General features: G+C 65.6%; 20 protein-coding genes. 17 read left to right on the plus strand and 3 right to left on the minus strand.

Annotation, left to right across the window (positions count from 1 at the left end):
• Nucleotides 1-78: 78 nt before the first annotated feature.
• The 5 genes from ACD584_RS06200 to ACD584_RS06220 all read left to right on the plus strand — a co-directional run bounded on the left by ACD584_RS06200 (nucleotide 79) and on the right by ACD584_RS06220 (nucleotide 5,565).
• Complete coding sequence (locus ACD584_RS06200) at nucleotides 79-1,104, plus strand: aspartate-semialdehyde dehydrogenase (RefSeq protein WP_011037679.1); 1,026 nt, start codon at nucleotides 79-81, stop codon at nucleotides 1,102-1,104.
• Nucleotides 1,105-1,757: 653 nt separating this feature from the next.
• Nucleotides 1,758-3,710, plus strand: coding sequence for a FimV/HubP family polar landmark protein (locus tag ACD584_RS06205; RefSeq protein ID WP_258872031.1), 1,953 nt, complete (start codon nucleotides 1,758-1,760; stop codon nucleotides 3,708-3,710).
• Nucleotides 3,707-4,087 carry a VOC family protein gene (locus ACD584_RS06210; RefSeq protein WP_076036741.1) on the plus strand — a complete coding sequence of 127 codons (381 nt, stop codon included), beginning with the start codon at nucleotides 3,707-3,709 and terminating at the stop codon, nucleotides 4,085-4,087. The genes ACD584_RS06205 and ACD584_RS06210 overlap by 4 nt, the downstream gene beginning before the upstream one ends.
• A gap of 39 nt (nucleotides 4,088-4,126) precedes the next feature.
• Nucleotides 4,127-4,900: a tRNA pseudouridine(38-40) synthase TruA gene (truA, locus tag ACD584_RS06215; RefSeq protein WP_070690664.1), complete on the plus strand. Its 774-nt coding sequence runs from the start codon at nucleotides 4,127-4,129 to the stop codon at nucleotides 4,898-4,900.
• Nucleotides 4,897-5,565, plus strand: a complete 669-nt coding sequence (locus tag ACD584_RS06220) for a phosphoribosylanthranilate isomerase (protein ID WP_011037675.1) — start codon at nucleotides 4,897-4,899, stop codon at nucleotides 5,563-5,565. The genes truA and ACD584_RS06220 overlap by 4 nt, the downstream gene beginning before the upstream one ends.
• A 250-nt stretch (nucleotides 5,566-5,815) precedes the next feature.
• On the opposite strand, the gene ACD584_RS06225 is transcribed toward ACD584_RS06220, so the two are convergent.
• Nucleotides 5,816-6,712, minus strand: a complete 897-nt coding sequence (locus ACD584_RS06225) for a LysR family transcriptional regulator (protein WP_076036742.1) — start codon at nucleotides 6,710-6,712, stop codon at nucleotides 5,816-5,818.
• A gap of 111 nt (nucleotides 6,713-6,823) precedes the next feature.
• Between ACD584_RS06225 and trpB the strand changes: the two genes are divergently transcribed.
• The 10 genes from trpB to ACD584_RS06275 all read left to right on the plus strand — a co-directional run bounded on the left by trpB (nucleotide 6,824) and on the right by ACD584_RS06275 (nucleotide 17,423).
• Entirely contained in the window at nucleotides 6,824-8,041 is a 1,218-nt protein-coding gene (gene trpB, locus ACD584_RS06230) for a tryptophan synthase subunit beta (RefSeq protein ID WP_076036743.1), read from the plus strand.
• Nucleotides 8,038-8,556 (plus strand): hypothetical protein, encoded by a 519-nt coding sequence (locus ACD584_RS06235; protein ID WP_175611623.1) that lies wholly within the window; start codon nucleotides 8,038-8,040, stop codon nucleotides 8,554-8,556. The genes trpB and ACD584_RS06235 overlap by 4 nt, the downstream gene beginning before the upstream one ends.
• Nucleotides 8,553-9,371 carry a tryptophan synthase subunit alpha gene (gene trpA / locus ACD584_RS06240; protein ID WP_012437953.1) on the plus strand — a complete coding sequence of 273 codons (819 nt, stop codon included), beginning with the start codon at nucleotides 8,553-8,555 and terminating at the stop codon, nucleotides 9,369-9,371. Before ACD584_RS06235 ends, trpA begins: the two co-directional genes overlap by 4 nt.
• Before the next feature lie 214 nt (nucleotides 9,372-9,585).
• A complete protein-coding gene (gene accD, locus ACD584_RS06245) occupies nucleotides 9,586-10,473 on the plus strand; it encodes an acetyl-CoA carboxylase, carboxyltransferase subunit beta (protein ID WP_042598394.1) in 888 nt (295 codons plus the stop codon).
• Nucleotides 10,470-11,819, plus strand: coding sequence for a phosphoglucosamine mutase (gene glmM, locus ACD584_RS06250; protein WP_070690682.1), 1,350 nt, complete (start codon nucleotides 10,470-10,472; stop codon nucleotides 11,817-11,819). The genes accD and glmM overlap by 4 nt, the downstream gene beginning before the upstream one ends.
• A 114-nt stretch (nucleotides 11,820-11,933) precedes the next feature.
• The gene (locus ACD584_RS06255; RefSeq protein WP_076036745.1) at nucleotides 11,934-12,872 is read left to right on the plus strand and encodes an isopenicillin N synthase family oxygenase; all 939 of its coding nucleotides are present in this window, start codon (nucleotides 11,934-11,936) and stop codon (nucleotides 12,870-12,872) included.
• Between the two features lie 264 nt (nucleotides 12,873-13,136).
• Nucleotides 13,137-13,766, plus strand: a complete 630-nt coding sequence (locus ACD584_RS06260; protein WP_175611840.1) for a methylamine utilization protein — start codon at nucleotides 13,137-13,139, stop codon at nucleotides 13,764-13,766.
• On the plus strand, nucleotides 13,763-16,126 hold the full coding sequence (locus ACD584_RS06265) for a bifunctional diguanylate cyclase/phosphodiesterase (RefSeq protein ID WP_076036747.1): 2,364 nt from the start codon (nucleotides 13,763-13,765) through the stop codon (nucleotides 16,124-16,126). The genes ACD584_RS06260 and ACD584_RS06265 overlap by 4 nt, the downstream gene beginning before the upstream one ends.
• Nucleotides 16,123-16,998, plus strand: a complete 876-nt coding sequence (locus ACD584_RS06270) for a DUF3034 family protein (protein ID WP_175611624.1) — start codon at nucleotides 16,123-16,125, stop codon at nucleotides 16,996-16,998. The genes ACD584_RS06265 and ACD584_RS06270 overlap by 4 nt, the downstream gene beginning before the upstream one ends.
• The gene (locus tag ACD584_RS06275) at nucleotides 16,998-17,423 is read left to right on the plus strand and encodes a group 1 truncated hemoglobin (RefSeq protein WP_014508218.1); all 426 of its coding nucleotides are present in this window, start codon (nucleotides 16,998-17,000) and stop codon (nucleotides 17,421-17,423) included. The genes ACD584_RS06270 and ACD584_RS06275 overlap by 1 nt, the downstream gene beginning before the upstream one ends.
• A 75-nt stretch (nucleotides 17,424-17,498) precedes the next feature.
• Here the strand turns inward: ACD584_RS06275 and ACD584_RS06280 are convergent, their stop codons facing one another.
• Complete coding sequence (locus ACD584_RS06280; protein ID WP_076036748.1) at nucleotides 17,499-18,908, minus strand: hypothetical protein; 1,410 nt, start codon at nucleotides 18,906-18,908, stop codon at nucleotides 17,499-17,501.
• A 54-nt stretch (nucleotides 18,909-18,962) separates the two neighbouring features.
• Entirely contained in the window at nucleotides 18,963-19,778 is an 816-nt protein-coding gene (locus ACD584_RS06285) for an SDR family oxidoreductase (protein ID WP_076036749.1), read from the minus strand.
• Nucleotides 19,779-19,890: 112 nt separating this feature from the next.
• Between ACD584_RS06285 and tpiA the strand changes: the two genes are divergently transcribed.
• Both tpiA and secG read left to right on the plus strand, forming a co-directional pair.
• Nucleotides 19,891-20,646 carry a triose-phosphate isomerase gene (gene tpiA / locus ACD584_RS06290; protein ID WP_014508214.1) on the plus strand — a complete coding sequence of 252 codons (756 nt, stop codon included), beginning with the start codon at nucleotides 19,891-19,893 and terminating at the stop codon, nucleotides 20,644-20,646.
• A 33-nt stretch (nucleotides 20,647-20,679) separates the two neighbouring features.
• Nucleotides 20,680-21,168, plus strand: coding sequence for a preprotein translocase subunit SecG (secG, locus tag ACD584_RS06295; protein ID WP_011037660.1), 489 nt, complete (start codon nucleotides 20,680-20,682; stop codon nucleotides 21,166-21,168).
• The last annotated feature ends 36 nt before the right edge of the window (nucleotides 21,169-21,204 follow it).

Consider the following 21,204-nt stretch of genomic DNA (forward strand, 5'->3'; position numbering starts at 1 on the left):
TCCGCGGCCAGCTTTGGAGGTTCCCCGAACCCAGCCCGCAGTGCTCCCTTTCTTTCCCCTTTCGATAAAGACATTCTCATGAGCAACGAAACCCGTCGTTTCAACGTCGCCGTCGTGGGCGCCACCGGCGCTGTCGGTGAAACCATGTTGAGCATCCTGGCCGAACGTCAGTTTCCGGTCGCCACCTTGTACGCACTGGCATCGGCGCGCTCGGCGGGCGGGCAGGTCGAGTTCAACGGCGGCAAGGTCGACGTGCTGGACCTGGCTGACTTCGACCCCACCGGCGTGGATATTGCGCTGTTTTCCGCAGGCGGCAGTGTCTCCAAGGAATATGGCCCCAAGTTCGCTGCGGCCGGTGCGGTGGTGATCGATAATTCCTCGGCGTTCCGCTACGACGACGATGTGCCGCTGGTGGTGTCCGAGGTCAACCCCGAAGCGCTGAAGCAGCGCCCGCGCGGGATCATTGCCAACCCCAATTGCTCGACGATGCAGATGCTGGTGGCGCTGGGCCCGATCCACCGCAAGTACGGCATCGAGCGCATCAATGTGGCGACCTATCAGTCGGTGTCCGGCGGCGGCCGTTCGGCGATGGAGGAACTGGGCAAGCAGACCAGCGAATTGCTGAGCTTCCAGCAGATCGACCCGCAGCGCTTCCCGGTGCAGATCGCCTTCAACCTGATCCCGCACATCGACGATTTCCAGGACAACGGTTACACCAAGGAAGAGATGAAGCTGGTCTGGGAGACCCGCAAGATCCTCGGCGACGAAAACATCCAGGTGAATCCCACTGCGGTGCGCGTACCGGTGTTCTACGGGCATTCGGAAGCGGTGGCCATCGAGACCCGCGAAAAGATCACCGTGGCCGAAGCGCGCGCCTTGCTGGCAGCCTCGCCGGGCGTGGAAGTGGTGGACGAGCACAAGGCCGGCGGCTACCCGACCCCGGTGACGCATGCCTCCGGCCAGGACGCGGTATTCGTTGGCCGCATCCGCGAGGATCTCTCGCACCCGCGCGGCCTGAATCTGTGGATCGTCTCCGACAATATTCGCAAGGGCGCCGCACTCAATGCCGTGCAGCTGGCCGAATTGGTCGCACAGGAAGGCTGAGCCTGCAGCGGCGTAGGAGCGCGCTCGCGCGCGATGAGGCTTTCCCGGTAACGCCCCATCGCGCACAAGTGCGCTCCTACGTTCATTCGTGTCGATGCCGGGTGTGGGCCTCGCCGTGACGCCTACGCCGGCGCAGTGCGCGGCAAGGCGTGAGCGCTCAGCGTCGTAGGAGCGCGCTCGCGCGCGATGAGGCTTGCCCGGTAACGCCCATCGCGCACAAGTGCGCTCCTACGTTCATTCGTGTTGATGCCGGGTGCGGGCCTCGCCGTGACGCCTGCGCCGGCGCAGTGCGCGGCAAGGCGTGAGCGCTCAGCGTCGTAGGAGCGCGCTCGCGCGCGATGCGGCTTGACCGGTAACGCCCCATCGCGCACAAGTGCGCTCCTACCTTTGTCCCTTGCCTCGTCGACCAACGCCTTGGTCGCGACGATCCTTGGACAACGCGCCAGCGCAGCGGGCTTGCAACGCACCGCCGTTGCCATCCGCGTGCAAATTTGCATCTGCTCCTGCCAGCGCGTTCATGGCCACACCGGTGCGCCTGCACGCATGGCGCCTTGCGGCATTACGCCAGTGCACGCACTCTGCATGATGAAGCCGACTCTTTCGCTCATTCAGCGGCTATATTGATGCGCATGAAACATAGGGGCCGGGGCGCGATGCGCCCGATACAAGGGGTGGGCGCGCTGCTGCTGGCGTTATGCAGTGGTGCGGCCATGGCGTTGGGGTTGGGCGATATCCGGGTGTTGTCCAAGCCCGGGCAGCCGTTGGTGGCCGAGATCCCGGTCATCTCCAACGAGCCCGGCGAGCTCGACAACGCGCGTGTGGCGCTGGCATCGCCAACCATTTTTGCGCGGGTCGGCCTGGAGCGGCCGCAAGGCCTGGTCAGCAACCTGCAGTTCCAGTTTGCGCAGGACGCCCGCGGCCGCGCGGTGATTCGCGTGACCAGCACGCAGGCGGTCGATCAGCCGGCCATCAACTTCCTGATCGAAGTGGAGTGGGGCCAGGGCCGCCTGGTGCGCGAGTATTCGGCGCTGGTCGATGCGCCCAATACCGCAGCGGCGATTGCCGAGCCGGGCATCGAGGCGCCGCGAGCCGGCGCCAGCAACACCATTGCGCGCGAACCGGCTGCGGCATCCGGCGCGCGACCAAGTCGCCAGGACAGTGCAGTGGAAAGGCCGGCCGCACGGCCTGCTGCCGCTGCGCCGGCGCCATCGGCCAGCGCAGCGGGCGACCAGCTGCCGGCCGTGCGCCCGGGCCAGACCTTGTCGGAGATCGCTGCCGGGGTGGCGCGTTCCAGCGGGCATTCGCTGGACCAGACCATGCTGGCGTTGTTGCGCACCAATCCCGATGCCTTCATCAACGGCAACATCAACCGGCTCAAGCAGGGCGCGGTGTTGCGCACGCCGCAGCAGGACGCGCTGGCCGAAGTGGGCGCCGCCGAGGCCGCGGCGCTGGTGCGCGAACAGGCCACGCAGTGGCGGCAGGCGCGTGCGCCCATGCCGCAACCGGCCGAGGCGGGCACCACTCCGGCAGCCAGCCCCGCGCCGGCGGCGGCCGCCGCTGCAGGCGCCGCAGGTGGCGCGCGGCTTGAGATCGCCCCCGCAGTGGCGACGGATACCAACAAGGCCGGCACCACGTCCGGCACCAGTGGCGAAGGCGAGGGCGAGATGGCGGCCAACGAACAGTTGCAACAGGCCAAGGAAGACATCGCCACCCGCGATGCCGAGCTGCAGGAGCTGCGCACCCGCGTGGCCGACCTGGAAAAGCTCAAGCAGCAGCAACAGGCGTTGATCACCATGAAGGACACCGACCTGGCCGCCGCCCAGCGGCGCCTGGCCGAAACCCCGGCGGCATCCGCGCAGGGCGGCGGATTCCCGCTGTGGTTGATCGGCGGGCTGGTGTTGATCGTGGCCGCGGTGGTGGCCTGGCTGGCCGCACGCCGCCGCAAGCCATCGCCGCTGCCGCCGTTGCCGCGCCGCAATTTCGATTTCATTCCGCCTGGCGCTGCAGCTGCTGCCGCCGAGCCGGATGCGGATGCCGCCGCCACCGCGCCCAGCGAGCGCGACGTGGTGCAGGAGACCGAGTTCGAGCAAATTGATCTCCACGAAAACGAACGCGCCGGTGGCACGCAGCCGCCGCTGTCGGACGTGCTGCGGCGCGAACCGCAGCTGGCCGAGCCGGTGCCGCACGCAGCTGCCCCGGTGGTGTCCAGTGACGATTGGCGCGCCTTGCGCGCGACGCCTGCCGCGCCGTCAAATGATCTGGCCGACGCCAGACCTGCCCCGGCAGCGGAGCCTGCACGCGACGAACCCGCACCAGCGCCAATGACTGCCGCACACGCACCGCATTCACCAGCCACGCAGCAGGACAGCCTGGACTTCGACCCAGCCCCGCCGGCGCCGGTTGCCGACGCGCCGCATCCCGAGACGTTCAGTGCTGCTCCGCCGCGCAAATTCGCCTCGGCCGGCCGCGACCGTCTCGAGCTGGCGGTGGCCTACATGGACCTGGGCGACAAGGACACCGCACGCGGGCTGTTGCTGGAAGTCGCCGCCACCGGCGATGCGGCCACCCGTGCCGAAGCGGCCGACCTGCTCGACCGTCTGGCATGAGCCCGGCCATGGACACGCTTGGTGCACGCGAACGCCGCATCGATTACATCGAGTTCGCCTCCGCCGACCTGGAGGCCAGCCGCGCGTTCTTTGCGCAGGTGTTCGGCTGGCAGTTCCAGGCCTATGGCCCGGACTATCTGGCCTTCAACGATGGCCGGCTGGATGGCGGCTTCTATCGCGCAGCCGCGGCGGCACCCGCCGACACCGGCCCGTTGGTGGTGCTGTATGCCGATGACCTGGCCCCGGTGCTGGAGCAGGTGGTCGCCGCCGGTGGGCAGATCGTCAAGCCGGTCTTCGGCTTTCCCGGTGGCAGCCGGTTTCATTTTCGCGAGCCCGGCGGCACCACGCTGGCCGTGTGGTCCGAGCGCACCGTCTAGTCGGCTGCGCATGACCGGTATCCCAAGAGGCAGACACTGATGCGTTACGCGCTGGGCGTGGAATATGACGGCAGCGAGTTCCAGGGCTGGCAGCAACTGGGCAAGCACGGCGGGCCGAGCGTGCAGGCAACCTTGCAGGCCGCGTTGTCCTCGGTGGCCGATGCGCCGATCCAGGTGGTCTGTGCGGGCCGCACCGATGCCGGCGTGCATGGGGAATGCCAGGTGGTGCATTTCGACAGCGATGCCCACCGCGAACCGCGCGGCTGGATGCTGGGCACCACCGCGCGGCTGCCGCCGTCAGTGGCGGTGCGCTGGTGCGTGCCGGCAGCCGAGGATTTCCATGCGCGGTTTTCCGCGCGGGCGCGGCGTTATCGCTATCGCCTGCTCAACCGGCAGATCCGCCCGGCGCTGTACCGGCAGACCCTGAGCTGGGAGCGCCGGCCGCTGGATGCGCAGGCCATGCACACCGCCGCGCAGGCATTGCTGGGCGAGAACGACTTCGGCGCATTTCGCAGCGTGCAATGCCAGGCCCTGCATGCGCGGCGCAATCTGCAGGCCATCACCGTGCAGCGGCTGGGCGGGGTGGTGGAGGTGCAGGTGCAGGCCAATGCATTCCTTCATCACATGGTGCGGAATATTGTTGGCTCGCTGATTTTGGTCGGGACCGGTGAACAGCCGATCGACTGGATCGCGACATTGCTCGCCGGACGCGACCGCACTGTGGCCGGCCCGACGGCACCGCCGCAAGGCCTGGTGTTCATCGGGCCGCTGTATCCCGCAGAGTGGCATCTGCCCGCCGAGGTGACCCAATGAATCGATCGCTGTACCGCACCCGCATCAAGTTCTGTGGCATGACCCGCGCCGGCGACATCCGGCTCGCCGGCGAGCTGGGTGTGGACGCGGTGGGTTTCATCTTCGCCCATGGCAGCCCGCGCCGCGTGGCCCCGGCCGAGGCGCGCGCCATGCGCCAGGCCACCGCGCCGATGGTCGATGTGGTGGCGTTGTTCCGCAACAACTCCAAGGAAGAAGTGCGCGAAGTGGTGCGCACCGTGCGTCCCACCTTGCTGCAGTTCCATGGCGAGGAGGACGACGCCTTCTGCCGCAGCTTCAATCTGCCGTATCTCAAGGCGGTGCCGATGGGCGCTTCCGGCGTAAATGGCGAAGATGCCAACGCGCGGACGCTGCAGTTGGCCTATCCCAATACGGCCGGCTTCCTGTTCGACAGCCATGCGCCGGGCGAGGGTGGCGGGACCGGCAAGACCTTCGACTGGTCGCGCCTGCCCACCGGCCTGCATCGCCCGTTCCTGCTGGCTGGCGGCATCACCGCCGACAACGTCTTCGACGCGATCGTGGCGACCCTGCCGTGGGGCGTGGACGTGTCCAGCGGCGTGGAGCTTGCGCCGGGCATCAAGGACGGCCACAAGATGCGCAAGTTCGTCGAAGAAGTGCGCCGCGCCGACTGTCACGAGATGTCGTAACGGTGGTCTCTTGAGCGCGCTGCAGTGTGCTGCGGTATGAGCCCATGGTTGTGCCGCGCTGATGCCGACGTTCGCCAGATCAGATGCAGGCGTTGGCGAAGTGACCTGCACAGGCGCGTCGCGCAATAAACCCGGAGCGTCATCAGACGCTTCGGGCAGCTGAGAACTCTTCAAGGCTCCGGTTTCCGGGGCTTTTTTCATGCGTGGTAGCGCGAAGACGCCGCTGCTCGATGTAGCGCCTCGCCTCTGATCAGGGCTGATCCGCCGCAAGCTCGCCGCGCAACCAGCCGGCAAGCTGTGCGATCCGCGGATCGGGATTGCGCCGCGCCGCGCACAGGCCCCAGCGGCCCCGGGTCGGGGTAAAGCCCCACGGCGCCACCAGCCGCCCGGCCGCCAGGTCGGCGGCGACCAGCGATTGCGGCGCGATCGCCACGCCCAGTCCGGCCGCAGCGGCTTCCAGCAGATACATCAGATGCTCGAACTCAGTGCCGAAGCGCAAGCTGTCGGCCGGGATGCCATGCGCCTGCGCCCAGTCCGGCCAGGCTTGCGGGCGTGAACGCGTATGCAGCAGCGGGTGCGCCAGCAGTGCGTGCGGCGGCTGCCCGGCCAGCTGGGTCGCCAGCGGGCTTTGCGGGCTGAGCACCGGCCCGATCCACTCCTCGCCCAGCTCGTGCACCTGCCAGTCGCCCGGCCAGGGCGGGGTGTCGAGCAGCAGCGCGGCGTCCAGGCCGTCCAGGTCCGGCCCGGGCGGTTGCTCGTTCGCCGACAGATGCACGCGCAGATCGGGCAGATCGCGTTGCAGCCGGCCCAGTCGAGGGATCACCCAGCGCGCCAGCAGGCTCCCGGAGCAGCCCAGCACCAACGGCGCCTCGTTGCGCGGGCTGGCCAGGTCCGCCCAGGTGTCGGCGATCAGCGCAAAGCCCTCGCTGGTGGCATCGCGCAGGCGCGTGCCGGCGGCGGTCAGCACCAGTCCGCGGCCCTGGCGGGTGAACAGGGCGGTGCCCAACAGCTGTTCCAGCGCGCGCACATGCCGGCTGATGGCGCCGTGGGTCACGTGCAGGGCGTCGGCAGCGCGGCTGACACTTTGCAGGCGCGCCGCGGCCTCAAAGGCGCGCAAGGCGGCAAGCGGGGGCAGGGAGGTGGGCATATGTGAGTACAGGTCACAGGTTGCGGCGATCTTATCGATTTATCCGCTACGTCGCCTGCGTTAGAGTGCGCCTTTCCCGTATTTCCGCAGTGTTGCGGAGGAATAGCTCCCATGTCGGCCCAGCCCATCAGTGACTTTCATGCGTACCCGGATGCCGCCGGCCATTTCGGCAAGTTTGGCGGGCGCTTCGTCGCGGAAACCTTGATCGCGCCCCTGCAGGAACTGTCTGCCGCCTACGATCTGGCGCGCCAGGATCCGGCCTTCATTGCCGAGTACGACAAGGATCTCAAGCATTACGTCGGCCGCCCCAGCCCGATCTACCACGCCGAGCGGCTGAGCCGCGAAGTGGGCGGGGCGCAGATCCTGCTCAAGCGCGAAGACCTGAACCACACCGGCGCGCACAAGATCAACAACACCATCGGCCAGGCGCTGCTGGCCAGCCGCATGGGCAAGACCCGCATCATTGCCGAGACCGGCGCCGGCCAGCATGGCGTGGCCAGTGCCACCGTCGCGGCGCGGCTGGGCCTGGAATGCGTGGTCTACATGGGCGCGACCGACATCGAACGGCAGAAGATCAACGTCTACCGCATGCAGTTGCTCGGTGCGAAGGTCATCCCGGTCACCTCGGGCTCGGCCACGCTCAAGGACGCGCTGAATGAAGCGATGCGCGACTGGGTCAGCAACGTGCAGGACACCTTCTACATCATCGGCACCGTCGCCGGCCCGGATCCGTATCCGCGCATGGTGCGCGATTTCAACGCCATCGTCGGCCGCGAAGCGCGCGCGCAGATGCTGGAAGACTACGGCCGCCTGCCGGATGCGATCAGCGCCTGCGTGGGTGGCGGCAGCAATGCCATCGGCCTGTTCCATGCGTTCTTGAACGACCCTGCCGTCAAGATCTACGGCGCCGAAGCGGCGGGTGATGGCATTGCCAGCGGCCGCCACGCGGCATCGATCGCCGCCGGGCGCCCCGGCGTGCTGCACGGCAATCGCACGTACGTGATCTGCGATGACGACGGCCAGATCATCGAGACCCATTCGGTCTCGGCGGGCCTGGATTACCCCGGCGTGGGGCCGGAGCATGCCTTCCTCTCCGACAGCGGCCGTGCCGTGTACCAGGGCATCACCGACGACGAAGCGCTGGCCGCGTTCCACTTGCTGGCGCATACCGAAGGCATCCTGGCCGCGCTGGAATCCAGCCATGCGGTCGCGCAGTCGATCAAGCTTGCGCGCGAAATGCCCAAGGACGCGCTGGTGCTGTGCAACCTGTCCGGCCGTGGCGACAAGGACGTGCACACCATCGCCGCGCGCGAAGGCATGGTGCTGTGATCGCAGCGCACGCGCGCAACCTCGGCGGTGGCATGGCGCTGCTGTGCCTGTCTGCATTGGCAGCCGCCGCGGCATCGGCGCCCGCGCTGGATCGCAGTGGCGCGGTGCGCGTTGGCCAGCGCTTCGCCGAGCTGGCGCCGCGCGCCGCCTGGAAGCCGATGAATGCCGGCCCGATCGGGCAGTGCGACTACGTGGAAGCAGGGCTGCTGCCCGCGGGCGTGGCAATGATGGTCGAGGACGGGCGCATCGTCCGCTTCGACGTCACCGATGCCGGGGTCGCGGGCCCCTTCGGCATTCGCATCGGCGACAGCGATGCCATTGTGCGTACACGCTTGCCCGCGGGCTACAGCGTCGAGCCGCATCACTATGGCAGTGACGACGGCAAGGATCTTTATCTGACATGGCATGACCCCGCGCGTGGGCTCGCCGTTCGCTACGAAACTGGAGAAGGCAGCGTGACATCGATGTACTGGGGAAGCTGGGACGCCGTGCAACTGGTGGAGGGATGCGCATGAGCCGCGCGCCCGACCGTATCGCTGCGTGCTTCGACGCGCTGCGCCACTCTGGCCGCAAGGCGCTGATTCCCTTCATTACCGCCGGCGACCCCTCACTGGAAGCCACCGTGCCGGTGATGCATGCGCTGGTGCGCGCCGGTGCGAACATCATCGAGCTCGGCGTGCCGTTCTCCGACCCGATGGCCGACGGCCCCACCATCCAGCGCAGCTCCGAGCGCGCGCTGGGCCGCGGTGCCGGGCTGGCCTATGTGATCGAAGCCGTGCAGGAATTCCGGCGCGAGGACGCCACCACCCCGGTGGTGCTGATGGGCTACCTCAACCCGATCGAAATCCACGGCACCAGGCGCTTTGCCGAAACCGCGGTGGCCGCCGGCATCGATGGCGTGCTGCTGGTCGACCTGCCGCCCGAGGAGGCCGACGAGACCCGCGCCATCTTCACCGAGGTCGGCCTGGCGCTGATCGCCTTGGCGTCGCCCACCACCGGCGAGGCCCGGCTGGACATGCTGTGCAGCACTGCGCAGGGCTATTTGTATTACGTGAGCTTCTCTGGCGTGACTGGCGCGGCCGACCGGCTGGACACGCATGCCGCCAGCGACCGCCTGCGCCAGCTGCGCGCCCGTGCCGGCGCACCGGTGGTGGCCGGCTTCGGCATCAAGGACGCCGCCAGTGCTGCCGCGATGGCGGTGGATGCGGACGGCGTGGTCGTCGGCAGCGCGCTGGTGGCGGCCCTGGCCGACGCATCGGACGTACGCAGTGCGCGTGAGCGGGCAGAAGACTTCCTGCAGCCGCTGCGGCAGGCGCTGGACGCTGGCTGAGGCGCCGCTGCCGCGCGCCTGCCGGTGGAATATGTAGGTGCCCAACGGCGGCGATCATGCCGGCAATACGTTCCCGCATGATCGCCTGGCGTTTTGGCCCAGGGCGCTCGGCGCCACCCCGCGCGGCCGCCCACTGCACCGCCATGGGGCGCTGGGATAGACTGTCGCCCCTCTGCGGCCTGCACGGCCGCCTTGCATGGATTGTCATACACGCATGAGCTGGCTCAGCAAATTGATGCCTTCCGGCATCCGCACCGAGAACACCCCCGCCAAGAAGCGCAGCGTCCCCGAGGGCCTGTGGGAGAAGTGCAGCAACTGCGGCAGCGCGCTGTACGGCCCGGAGCTTGAGGAGAACCTGGAGGTGTGTCCGAAGTGTGACCACCACATGGCGATCCGCGCCCGCGCCCGTCTGGCCGCGCTGTTCGACGTGGACAGCCCGACCACCGAAATCGCGGCCCAGCTGGGCCCGGTGGACGTGCTCAAGTTCAAGGATCAGAAGAAGTACGGCGAGCGCATCAAGGCCAGCCAGAAGAGCAGCGGCGAATACGACGCCCTGATCGCCATGCGCGGCATGCTCAAGGGCAACCCGCTGGTGGCTGCCGCGTTCGATTTCGCCTTCATGGGCGGCTCGATGGGCTCGGTGGTCGGCGAGCGCTTTGCGCGTGCGGCCGAAGTGGCGCTGGAAGTGGGCTGCCCGTTTGTGTGTTTCTCTGCAAGTGGCGGCGCGCGCATGCAGGAAGGCCTGTTTTCGCTGATGCAGATGGCCAAGACCTCCGCGGCGCTGGGCCGCCTGCGCGAAGCCGGCCTGCCGTATATCTCGGTGCTGACCCATCCCACCACCGGTGGCGTGTCGGCCTCGTTCGCGATGCTGGGCGATATCAACATCGCCGAACCGCATGCGCTGATCGGTTTTGCCGGCCCGCGCGTGATCGAGCAGACCGTGCGCGAGACGCTGCCCGAAGGTTTCCAGCGCTCGGAGTTCCTGCTCGATCATGGCGCCATCGACCAGATCTGCGACCGCCGCGACATGCGCGACCGCATCGCCGAGCTGACCACCATGATGATGCGTCAGCCGCATCCGCAGGACGCAGACGCCGCATGAGCAGTCGTAAGTATTTCGGCACCGACGGCATCCGCGGTCGGGTCGGGCAGGGCGTGATCTCAGCCGATTTCGTGTTGCGCCTGGGCAATGCGCTTGGGCGTGTGCTCACCGCTGGGCGCAGCAAGCGCCCGTTGGTGCTGATTGGCAAGGACACCCGCATTTCGGGATACATGTTCGAAGCAGCACTGGAAGCCGGCTTGGTGGCCGCCGGTGCCGACGTGCAGCTGATCGGGCCGATGCCGACCCCGGCCATTGCGTTTTTGACCAGCACCTTGCGCGCGGATGCCGGTGTGGTGATCAGCGCATCGCACAACCCGCATTACGACAACGGCATCAAGTTCTTTTCCGCCGAGGGCGAAAAGCTCGATGACGCCACCGAAGCGGCCATCGAAGCGGCCCTGGATGCGCCATTCCACACCGTGGAATCCGAGCGCCTGGGCAAGGCGATCCGCACCCGCGATGCGATCGGCCGCTACATCGAATTCTGCAAGGCCAGCGTCCCGCGTGGCTTCACCCTGCATGGGTTGAAGATGGTGCTCGACTGCGCGCATGGCGCCACGTACCACATCGCGCCGATGCTGTTTCGCGAGCTCGGCGCCGAGGTGGTGGTGATCGGTGCGGCGCCGGACGGGCTCAATATCAACGACGGTGTCGGCTCCACGCATATCGACAATCTCGCCGCCAAGGTGCGCGAGACCGGCGCGCAGCTGGGCATCGCCTTCGATGGTGACGGCGACCGCGTGCTGATGGCCGACGACCAGGGCAACCCGGTCGATGGCGACGATCTGCTGTACGTGCTCGCGCGCTCGTGGCAGGCCAGCGGCCGGCTCACCGGCACGGTGGTCGGCACCTTGATGACCAATTACGGGCTGGAGAAAGCCCTGGCCGCGTTGCAGATCCCGTTCCAGCGCGCCAAGGTCGGCGACCGCTACGTGCACCAGGCCCTGGTCGAGGGCAGTGGCACGCTGGGCGGTGAGACCTCCGGCCACCTGCTGTGTCTGGACCGGGCCACCACCGGCGATGGCATCGTCAGCGCATTGCAGGTGCTCGAAGCGCTGGGGCGCGACGGGCAGAGCCTGCGTGAGGCGCTGAGCAGCCTGAGCAAGGTGCCGCAGCAGACCGTCAACGTGCGTCTGGGCGGCGGTGCAGCCAAGGCTATTGTGGAAGCCGCCAGCGTGCAGCAGGCGCTGCAGCAAGCGCAGGCGGCGGTGCAGGGGCGTGGCCGCGCCTTCCTGCGCCCGTCCGGCACCGAGCCGGTGGTGCGCGTGACTGTGGAGGCCGACGAAGCGGGGTTGATGCAGGACACGCTCGATCGCCTCGCCGGAGCGGTGCGTGACGCGGCGTGAGTCGCTCATCATTGGCATCTGCGTGGTCTTCGCCAAGGCCGCGACGTTTTATGTGCTGTATCGCCTGCTGTCCTGAGCGGCCGGCCTTCTTTCATTCTTGAGCAAGACATCCGTATGAGCGCGCGCATCCCCACCCTGGACATCACCCGTTTCGACAGCGACCGCGAGGCGTTTGTCGCCGAGCTCGGCGCCGCCTATCGGCAATGGGGCTTTGCCGGCATCCGCAATCACGGCATTGCGCAGTCCGACATCGACGCCGCCTATGAGGTGTTCAAGGCATTTTTCGCGCTGCCCGACGAGGTCAAGCGCAGCTACCACGTGCCCGGCAGTGGCGGCGCGCGCGGCTATACGGCGTTCGGTGTGGAAACCGCCAAGGACTCCAAGCATTTCGATCTGAAGGAGTTCTGGCACATCGGCCGCGAGATCCCGGACGATTCGCCGTACCGCGCAGTGATGGCGCCCAATCTGTGGCCGACCGAAGTGCCGGGCTTCCGCGAACGTGGCTACCACCTGTATCAGCAGTTGGATCAGCTGGGCTCGCGCGTGTTGTCGGCGCTGGCGCTGCACATCGGCCTGCCGCAGGACTACTTCGCCGACAAGACCGATCACGGCAATTCGATCCTGCGCCCGATCCATTATCCGCCGATCACCAGCGACGACATCCCGAATGTGCGCGCCGGCGCGCACGGCGACATCAATTTCATCACCTTGCTGGTGGGCGCAAGTGCCGCTGGCCTGGAAGTGCGTTCCAACGAAGGCGAGTGGGTGCCGTTCACCGCGGAAGCCGACACCATCGTGGTCAATATCGGCGACATGCTGCAGCGCCTGACCAACCATGTGTACCCGTCCACCATCCACCGCGTGGTCAATCCGCCGGGAGAGGAAGCGCGCAAACCGCGCTATTCGGTGCCGTTCTTCCTGCACCCGAACCCGGATTTCCTGATCGACGTGTTGCCGTCCTGCATCAGCGCCGACAACCCCAGCCGCTATCCCGAACCGATCACCGCACACGGGTTTCTGGAAGAGCGCCTGCGCGAGATCAAGCTCAAGTAAGCCGAACGGACCCAAGCGCGGCCTATGGCCGCGCTCGCAACATGGCGGATGACGCTCGCCACAGTTTGCTTGATGAACGTTCGCTCGCGTCCGGTTAAAGCTTGCGTTCACCTCTGCCGATATCCCAGTCTGGCCGCTAGCGCGACGTCGGATTTGCCTGGCGCCCGCTGCAGGACTGCGATGAGGTGCGGGCGCATGTGGACGCGAAAAGTAATCAACGTCGTTGGAACATCGGCACTGGTGCTGACCGGGTGCCTTGCGGGTGTGGCCGTGGCAACACCGGTGACGGTGACTGTCCAGGACGCCGGCGGCGTGCTGGTTGATGCAGTGGTGAGCCTGGAAACCGCACGTCCGGTGCCGGCGACCGGCACCTCGAAAACGGTGTCGATGGATCAGGTGAATTCGCAGTTCGTTCCCGCGGTGCTCGCGGTACGCACGGGTAGCCTGGTGCGCTTCCCAAACAATGATCAAATCCGGCATCAGGTGTATTCGTTTTCGCCTGCCAAGAAGTTCGAGTTGCCGCTGTTTCAGGGCACCACGGCTGCGCCGGTACGCTTCGATCAGGCCGGGCTGGTGACGGTGGGCTGCAACATCCATGACTGGATGCTGGGATACATCGTGGTGCTGGACACCCCGTATTTCGGCAAGAGCGGCAGCGATGGCCGTGTCCAGATCGATGCGCCCGCGGGCAGCTACACCCTGCGCGTCTGGCATCCACGCATCAAGGGCGCTGCGCTGTCCGAACCACTGGTGCTGAGCCGCGATGCGCTGCAGCGCCGTGTCACCGTGCAGACCACCGGCACAGCGCCAGCGGTGGCACCGCCGGATGATCGCGTGCGCGCGCTGCAGGACAAGTTCCGTCGCGCCGCCGACCCGAAAAAGCCGTCTCCATGAAGGCGATGCGACTGCATACGCGCATCGCCGCGCTGCTGGTGCTGGTGGTGCTCGGCACCCAGGCGTTGACCTTCATTGCCGTGCAGGTGGCCACCGAGCGCAGCGTCAAGGCGCAACTCGGCGAAGAGCTGCTGATTGGCGAGCGAGTATGGCAACGCATCAACCAGCGCCGCGATGAACAACTGCTGCAATCGGCCTCGGTGCTGGCGGACGATTTCGGCTTCCGCGCAGCCGTTGCCAGCGGCGATGTGCCCACGATGCAGTCGGCGTTGCGCAACCACGCCGCGCGCATGGATGCGCAGACGGCAGTGCTGCTGTCGCCTGAAGGCGATTTTCTGACCGGGCTAGCGGATCTGCCGCAGGCCGAGCAGCTGCGTGCCGTGCAGGCCTTGCTGCAACAGGCCCAGCACGACGGGCGTGCGGTCGGTGTGGTGGCCTTGGATCAACACATCGTGCGCCTGGCAGTCGTGCAGGTACTGGCGCCGAGCCGGGTGGGCTGGATTGCGATCGGTAATGAATCCGGCGACAGCCTTGCGCAGGATTTCCGCAGCACCACGGGTCTGGATGCCACCTTCTTCATCGACGGTGCGCCGCCGCGCGTACTGGCATCCACGCTGGAACCAGCCGAACGCACGGAATTCGCCCAGCAATTGCGCACGGCCGAACACGCGCAGGGCGCTGCAATCCCGCTGACCCTGGGGGACTCGCGTTACCTGGTGAAGTTGCAGTCCATCCAGGGCGATACCCGCGTGCGGGTTGCCTTGCAGGCGTCGTTGGACCGGGCGGTGGCGCCGTACCGCACACTCAAATTACGGATTTTGCTGCTGGCTGGCCTGGCCACCGCCGCCGCACTGGGCGTCTCGATTTTTCTCGCGCGCAGCGTCAGCAAACCGGTGGCGCTGCTGGTGCAGGCAGCACGCCGCATCCAGCGCGGTGATTACCACACCACCGTGCAACTGCCGCCCGGGCGCGAATTGGCGGAGCTGGCCGACAGCTTCGGGCGCATGCAGCAACAGATCGCCACGCGCGAGCAGCACATCCTGCACCAGGCACGCCACGACGCACTCACTGGCTTGCCCAACCGCATCTGGCTGCTGGAGCAGCTGCAGCAGGTGGTGGATCAGACCGTGGCCTCGGGCGGCACCGCAGCGGTGTTGATCCTGGACCTGGAGCGCTTCAAGGAGCTCAACGACAGCCTGGGCCACGACTTCGCCGATCAGGTGTTGGTCGAAGCCGGGCGCAGGCTTGCCGACGTGGTGCAGGCGCCCAACATCGTCGGGCGCCTTGGCAGCGACGAATTCATGGTGGTGGTGGCGCATGCCGACCCGGCCACCGTGCAGGAGGAAGCCCAACGCCTGCTGCTGCAATTGCGCAGCCCGCTGGCGTTGCCGCAGGCGCGCATCCAGCTCGAAGCCAGCATCGGCATTGCGTTGATTCCCGAACATGGCGCCGACCCGGACACGCTGCTGCGTCGCGCCGATATCGCGCGCGGCCAGGTCGGCGACACCGCCAGTGGCGCCAGCGTGTACCGGCTTGGCCAGGACGAGCAGCATCTACGCCGGCTGCGTCTCACCGGCGATCTGCGTCAGGCCATCGGTGGCAACGAGCTGACCTTGCGCTTCCAGCCCAAGATCAGCCTGCGTACCGATCAGGTGGAGCAGGTCGAGGTGCTCGTGCGCTGGCATCACCCGGTGTTGGGGCCGATCGGCCCGGACGAATTCATTCCGTTGGCCGAGCATTCCGGCGTCATCCATCCGCTCACCCGCTTCGTGCTGGACGAGGCGTTGCACTGCCAGTCGCAGTGGCGAGCGCAGGGGCTTGAACTGGGCATGGCCATCAATCTGTCGGCGCTGGATCTGTCCGACCCCGGTCTGCCGGACTTCGTGCGCGGCTGCCTGCAGCGGCATGCGGTGCCGGCCACCTCGGTCACGCTGGAACTGACCGAAAGCGCATTGATGCGCGATGTCGAATTTGCGCTGCATATGTTGCATCAACTGCGCAATGTGGGCGTGCGGCTGTCGGTCGACGACTTCGGCACTGGCTATTCCTCGCTGGCCCAGCTCAAGCGCATGCCGGTGAACGAATTGAAGATCGACAAGAGCTTTGTCATGCAGCTGGCCGAAGGCACCGACGATGCCTTCATCGTGCGCAGCACCATCGATTTGGGGCATAACCTCGGCCTGAGCGTGATTGCCGAGGGCGTGGAAAACGACACTGCGCTGGCGCTGCTGCGCGGCTACGGCTGCGACATGGTGCAGGGCTATCTGTATTCGCCGCCACTGGAAGAAAAACCGCTGCTGGCATGGTGCATGCGCCAGCTCGGTCGCTCGCCCGCGGCGCAGGCGGGAGGTCAACGATGAAGCGTTTTCCACGCACGGTAGTCGCTGCAACGCTACTCGCCGCAATGGCCCTGAGCCCACTGCTGTGCATGGCGGGCGAGGGCCGGTTGCTGGCCACCGGCGGCGTCTCGATGCTCGAAGGCAGCAGTGGCGGTGGCATCGTGCCCTGGGCCACGTTGTCGGGGTACGGCACGCGCGATGAACTCGGCACCGTGGCGTTCGCCACCCACGTCGATAGCGGCGATTACCGTCTGGATGTGCAGGGCGCCGCATTGACCGTTGGCAATCGGCTCGAGCTTTCGGTGGCGCGCCAGCGTCTGGACCTGGGCACCTTGCAGGACCGGCTGGGGTTGCCGTGGAATGCGCTTGGCCAGGATGTATTCGGCGCGAAAGTGCGACTGCATGGTGACCTGGTCTACGGGCGCGCGCCACAGCTGAGTCTTGGCGTGCAGTACAAGCGCCTGCGCGACGGCACCTTGCCGTTGGCGATCGGTGCACGCGACGACCACGGCACCGATGTCTATCTCAGCGCCACGCGGCTATTGCTGCAAGGCGCTGGCGGCTACCAGTTGCTGCTCAACGGCACCGTGCGCGCTACTCGCGCCAATCAAACCGGGTTGCTGGGCTTCGGCGGCGACCGTCGCAACAGTTATCGGCTGGTCGGTGAAGTCAGCGCTGGCGTGGTGCTGAGCCCGTCGTGGGTGGTGGGCCTGGAGTATCGCGACAAGCCGAACAATCTCGGTTTCGCCCGCGAGCAAGCCTGGGCCGACGGCTTCGTCGCCTGGTTCCCGACCAAGCACGTGTCGCTGACCGCCGCCTGGGCCGATCTGGGCGAGGTTGCCACCTTGAAGCGTCAGCGCGGACCGTATCTTTCCGTGCAGGTGGCGTTGTGATGACCCGATGGCTGCGCTATTCGCTGCTTTGCGTGCTGATGTTGAGCGGCTGTGCCACCACGCAACCGCGGCAGACGTTGTACGAAGAATTGGGCGGTCAGCCCGGGATCGAGGCCCTGGTGGAAACCATGCTCTCGCGCATCGCCGACGACCCGCGCATCGTCGAGCACTTTGCACGCGTCAACATCGTCATGCTCAACGAGCGGCTGGTGCAGAAATTCTGCCATGTCGCCGATGGCCCGTGCCCGGACACTGCCAAGTCCATGGCACAGGCGCACCAGCATATGGCCATCCGCGAGGGCGACTTCAATGCCTTGGTCGAAGATCTCAACTGGGCAATGGATCAGCGCAACATTCCGCGCCGAACCCAGAATCGCCTGCTCGCACGGCTGGCCGCGATGCATGGCGAGATCGTCAATCACTGAGGATGGATAGGCACTCGAGTGGTTGACTGATGCATAAGTTTGCACGCGATCATAGTGGCCAGATCGTTGCCTGCTTCATATATTCGATGGGGTGGGGATGTAAGACTCGGGTCGGGAGTGGATTGGGCTGTCTGCCGACTTTGCGGCAAACGTGAAGATCGCTGCTGTCAAGATTGCTGTGCACGCTAGCTGTATTGCGATGGCTTCCTTTTTTATTCCACCAAACGCAAGGGCACAGTAGGAAAGGCAATGAATTGGCAAGAAGAAGCGAGTTTCAATGGCGCCGGGAATGATGGCTATGCAAGGCGCCAGGAGCACGAGCGTGTAAAGAAGTCTGCGATTTACCGGCTCACTAGAGGCCTGAAAGAAGATTGCTCGGACAAGTTGGGTTAGCCCAAATAAGACGATGCTAAGTAAAATCAGCGACTGAATATTTTTTTCTGACGTAGGGTTCCGAGTGTAGACTTCTCCGTCCCTCACATCGAGAGCTAACGCAATGTGACGGAGATATATATTTATAAATGTAATTGGATGCTGGGTCATCAGGCCAGCTATTTTTACGACTGATTGATTGTTCTCAATGCCTCCATTTTGTTGGAGGATGAGTGCGCCATTGTTGTTTGCATAGAATACGGGTATGGCTTTTTTGGTCTGGGGGTCAATATGTGTTTCATATTTGTCAACGATCATTCCCCATGCCAGCTGCCGAGCAAATAGGGATGCGCCGCGGACATCCGTCACTACGAGTGGGGAGCGCGTTGAGTGGTGGCTGTAATTAATTGCCATTTGGGGGGCTGCGCCTACTAGTGCGCCTAGTAGAAAGCATGTCGATGCAAAAAATCTTTGCTTAAGGCTTTTTGAGAAAAAAATCGCAGCAATGACCATGAGTGTAAAGAAGGAAAATAAATAGATGGTTCGTGTGTTGTAGGCTAAATAGGCAAGCAGCCCTGCTACGATTAAAAGACTGAAGGACTGTGATTTGACGGCCTTGATGCAAGCATATAAGGCTAGCGCCATTATCCCAAAAGAAGGTGCGTCGCTGAGCGGGTAAGATATCAATCCGGGAAATGCAAAGGCCATCAGGAGTGCAGGGGTGAGTCTGGTGGATGCCGACGGTTTGGCGTCAAATATGACCTGATAAAGGTTCGGAAAGAGGATCGAAAACAAGTAGCCGTATCCTATCGATTGCCCGAGCTTGAGTAATAACAATCCAGCCTGCTCTGAATGGTCAAAAGCGAATCTAAATGGTGTCAGTAGAAGTGGGTAGGAATATCCGCGAATCGTCTTGGGGAAGGTCCCTTCAGTAATTGCTGAGCTCAAGGCCCAGTAGGCTCCGGCATCTCCGGTAAATGCCTTGGCATCGATGGCAAGCTGAATTGCAAAGAAAGCCGATGATGCAATGAAGAGCGCAATGAGCTCCGCTTGATGGCGCATTATGAATCTTGTCGTCATTGATTTTCCCCTGTCCATCGCGTTGTTTGCCATGTTCCCGGTCGCGAGCGGCGCGAGATGTGGCCTGTCAGTTGCAGTGTCGCTTGCTTATGCATCGCTTGCGTTCTCCAAAGGGCGCACCCGGTGCGAGCCACGTGCCATCAGCCGCAGCAGCAGCGCGTGCGGCAACACGTGCAGTGCAACGTTCACCAGGCGGTAGCGCCACCCTGGTATCGCCAGCACCTGCCCGCGTTCCAGCGCGGCGATGCCGTACGCCGCCACGGCATCGGCCTGCAGCCACGCCCAGCCGGGCAGGGTGGACATCGCCGCGCGGGTGCCGGTGACATCGTGGAATTCCGACCAGGCAAAGCCCGGGCAGAGCGCGCACACCTTCACCGCGCAATCGGCGTTCTCCAGCGCCAGCGACTCGCTGAAGCGCAGCATGAAACTCTTGGCGGCCGCATACAGCGTCTGGCCATCGGCGCTGGGCGTCAGTGCGGCGAACGAGGCCACATTGAGGATCCGGCCCTGGCCACTGGCGCGGATCATCGGCAACAGCCGCCAGGTCAGTTCGCACACCGCCGTCACCATCACCTGCAGAAACCGCGCATGCGTCTGCCAGTCGTTCTGCAGATACCGCCCGGGCACGCCGTAGCCGGCGTTGTTGACCAGGGTGCCCACGGTCCAGCCCTGGCGCTGGATGTCGGCGACCAGCCGGGCAGGGGCGGCCGGGTCGCCCAGATCCTCCGGCAGGATTTCCACCCGCACCTGCGCGCCCAATTCCGCGGCCAGCGCCTCCAGCCGGTCCACTCGCCGCGCCGTCAGGATCAGTGGCATCCCGCGCGCTGCGTAGGCACGGGCAATCTCGCGACCAATCCCGCTGGAAGCGCCGGTGATCAGGGCGAAGACAGGCGAAACGGACATGGCAGGTTCCTGATTGGGGTGAAATGGGACACGCATCGGACACAAGTCTGCCGGGTACCGACAGGGCATGGGCTATTCTCACGCCTGTCTTCAACTCAGGAACCTGCACCTGATGCGTCGAAAGATCGTTGCTGGAAATTGGAAGCTGCATGGCACGCGTGCCTTCGCCACCGAACTGGTGGCGCAGGTGGCCGCGCACATGCCCCTGGCGGGTGTCGATGTCGTCATCCTGCCGCCCTTGCCGTATCTCGGTGATCTGATCGAGGACTTCGAGGCCCACCACCTGGCATTCGGTGCACAGGACGTCAGTAGCAACGAGAAGGGCGCCTACACCGGTGAAGTGTCCGCCTCGATGCTGGTGGATGTCGGTGCCGAATACGGCCTGGTCGGGCATTCGGAGCGCCGTCAGTATCACCAGGAAAGTAGCGAGCTGGTCGCGCGCAAGTTTGCCGCCGCAATGCATGCCGGGTTGATCCCGGTGCTGTGCGTTGGCGAATCGCTGGAACAGCGCGAGGCCGGTCAGACTGAGGCAATCCTACGTGCCCAGTTGGAGCCGGTCCTGAGCCTGGTCGGCAGCACCGGATTCGCCCGCGCCGTAGTGGCCTACGAGCCGATCTGGGCCATCGGGACCGGGCGCACCGCCACGCCGGACCAGGCCCAGGCCGTGCACGCCTTCATTCGTGGCGAAGTCGCGAAGGCGGATGCTAGAATTGCCGATTCACTGCCCATCCTGTACGGGGGGAGTGTCAAGCCCGACAACGCCAGCGAGCTGTTTTCCCAGCCCGACGTCGACGGTGGGCTGGTCGGCGGCGCGTCACTGGTTGCCGAAGACTTCCTGGCCATCGCGCGTGCGGCGGCCGCTTGTTAACCCATTAAGTTTTGTCCGGGGACGGATTTCGAAATGCTGATGTTGATCCTCAATGTGGTCTACGTGCTGGTCGCGCTGGCGATGATTGCGCTGATCCTGATGCAGCGTGGCGCCGGTGCGGCGGCGGGCTCGGGCTTCGGCGCGGGCGCGTCGGGCACGGTGTTCGGCTCGCAGGGTGCGTCGAACTTCCTGTCCAAGTCGACCAAGTGGCTGGCGGTGGTGTTCTTCAGCATCAGTCTGTTCATGGCCTGGTACGCCACCCATGGCGCCCGTCCCACCGACCAGAACCTGGGCGTGATGTCGCAGTCGGCCACGCCGGCTCCGGCCGCCGCGGGTGAGTTGACCCAGCCGTTGCCGCAGGCGCCTGCCGCTGGCGCAGTGCCCACCGCTCCCTCGCAGCCGTTGCCTGCTGCGGCCGAGCCGGCCACTGCACCTGCCGCAACACCTGTGCAGTCCGCACCGACGCAGCCGGCGCCTGCCGCACGCGAAGAAAAGACGCCGGAACCAGCACAAAAAGACTGAAGGCGGTTACAATACGCTGCGCACTGGGATGCCCAG

Origin of the sequence: Xanthomonas sp. NCPPB 2922, from assembly GCF_041520885.1 — a bacterium.
Taxonomy (GTDB): domain Bacteria; phylum Pseudomonadota; class Gammaproteobacteria; order Xanthomonadales; family Xanthomonadaceae; genus Xanthomonas; species Xanthomonas campestris.

Bases quoted from the DNA above. Each gene is read 5' to 3' on its own strand.
- truA (WP_070690664.1), top strand. From the start codon at position 4,127: ATGCGTTACGCGCTGGGCGTGGAATATGACGGCAGCGAGTTCCAGGGC.
- ACD584_RS06200 (WP_011037679.1), top strand. From the start codon at position 79: ATGAGCAACGAAACCCGTCGTTTCAACGTCGCCGTCGTGGGCGCCACC.
- ACD584_RS06210 (WP_076036741.1), top strand. From the start codon at position 3,707: ATGAGCCCGGCCATGGACACGCTTGGTGCACGCGAACGCCGCATCGAT.
- ACD584_RS06265 (WP_076036747.1), top strand. From the start codon at position 13,763: ATGAAGGCGATGCGACTGCATACGCGCATCGCCGCGCTGCTGGTGCTG.
- ACD584_RS06275 (WP_014508218.1), top strand. From the start codon at position 16,998: ATGACCCGATGGCTGCGCTATTCGCTGCTTTGCGTGCTGATGTTGAGC.
- secG (WP_011037660.1), top strand. From the start codon at position 20,680: ATGCTGATGTTGATCCTCAATGTGGTCTACGTGCTGGTCGCGCTGGCG.
- ACD584_RS06285 (WP_076036749.1), bottom strand. From the start codon at position 19,778: ATGTCCGTTTCGCCTGTCTTCGCCCTGATCACCGGCGCTTCCAGCGGG.
- tpiA (WP_014508214.1), top strand. From the start codon at position 19,891: ATGCGTCGAAAGATCGTTGCTGGAAATTGGAAGCTGCATGGCACGCGT.
- ACD584_RS06205 (WP_258872031.1), top strand. From the start codon at position 1,758: ATGCGCCCGATACAAGGGGTGGGCGCGCTGCTGCTGGCGTTATGCAGT.
- accD (WP_042598394.1), top strand. From the start codon at position 9,586: ATGAGCTGGCTCAGCAAATTGATGCCTTCCGGCATCCGCACCGAGAAC.
- trpA (WP_012437953.1), top strand. From the start codon at position 8,553: ATGAGCCGCGCGCCCGACCGTATCGCTGCGTGCTTCGACGCGCTGCGC.
- ACD584_RS06270 (WP_175611624.1), top strand. From the start codon at position 16,123: ATGAAGCGTTTTCCACGCACGGTAGTCGCTGCAACGCTACTCGCCGCA.
- glmM (WP_070690682.1), top strand. From the start codon at position 10,470: ATGAGCAGTCGTAAGTATTTCGGCACCGACGGCATCCGCGGTCGGGTC.
- ACD584_RS06220 (WP_011037675.1), top strand. From the start codon at position 4,897: ATGAATCGATCGCTGTACCGCACCCGCATCAAGTTCTGTGGCATGACC.
- trpB (WP_076036743.1), top strand. From the start codon at position 6,824: ATGTCGGCCCAGCCCATCAGTGACTTTCATGCGTACCCGGATGCCGCC.
- ACD584_RS06225 (WP_076036742.1), bottom strand. From the start codon at position 6,712: ATGCCCACCTCCCTGCCCCCGCTTGCCGCCTTGCGCGCCTTTGAGGCC.
- ACD584_RS06255 (WP_076036745.1), top strand. From the start codon at position 11,934: ATGAGCGCGCGCATCCCCACCCTGGACATCACCCGTTTCGACAGCGAC.
- ACD584_RS06280 (WP_076036748.1), bottom strand. From the start codon at position 18,908: ATGGCAAACAACGCGATGGACAGGGGAAAATCAATGACGACAAGATTC.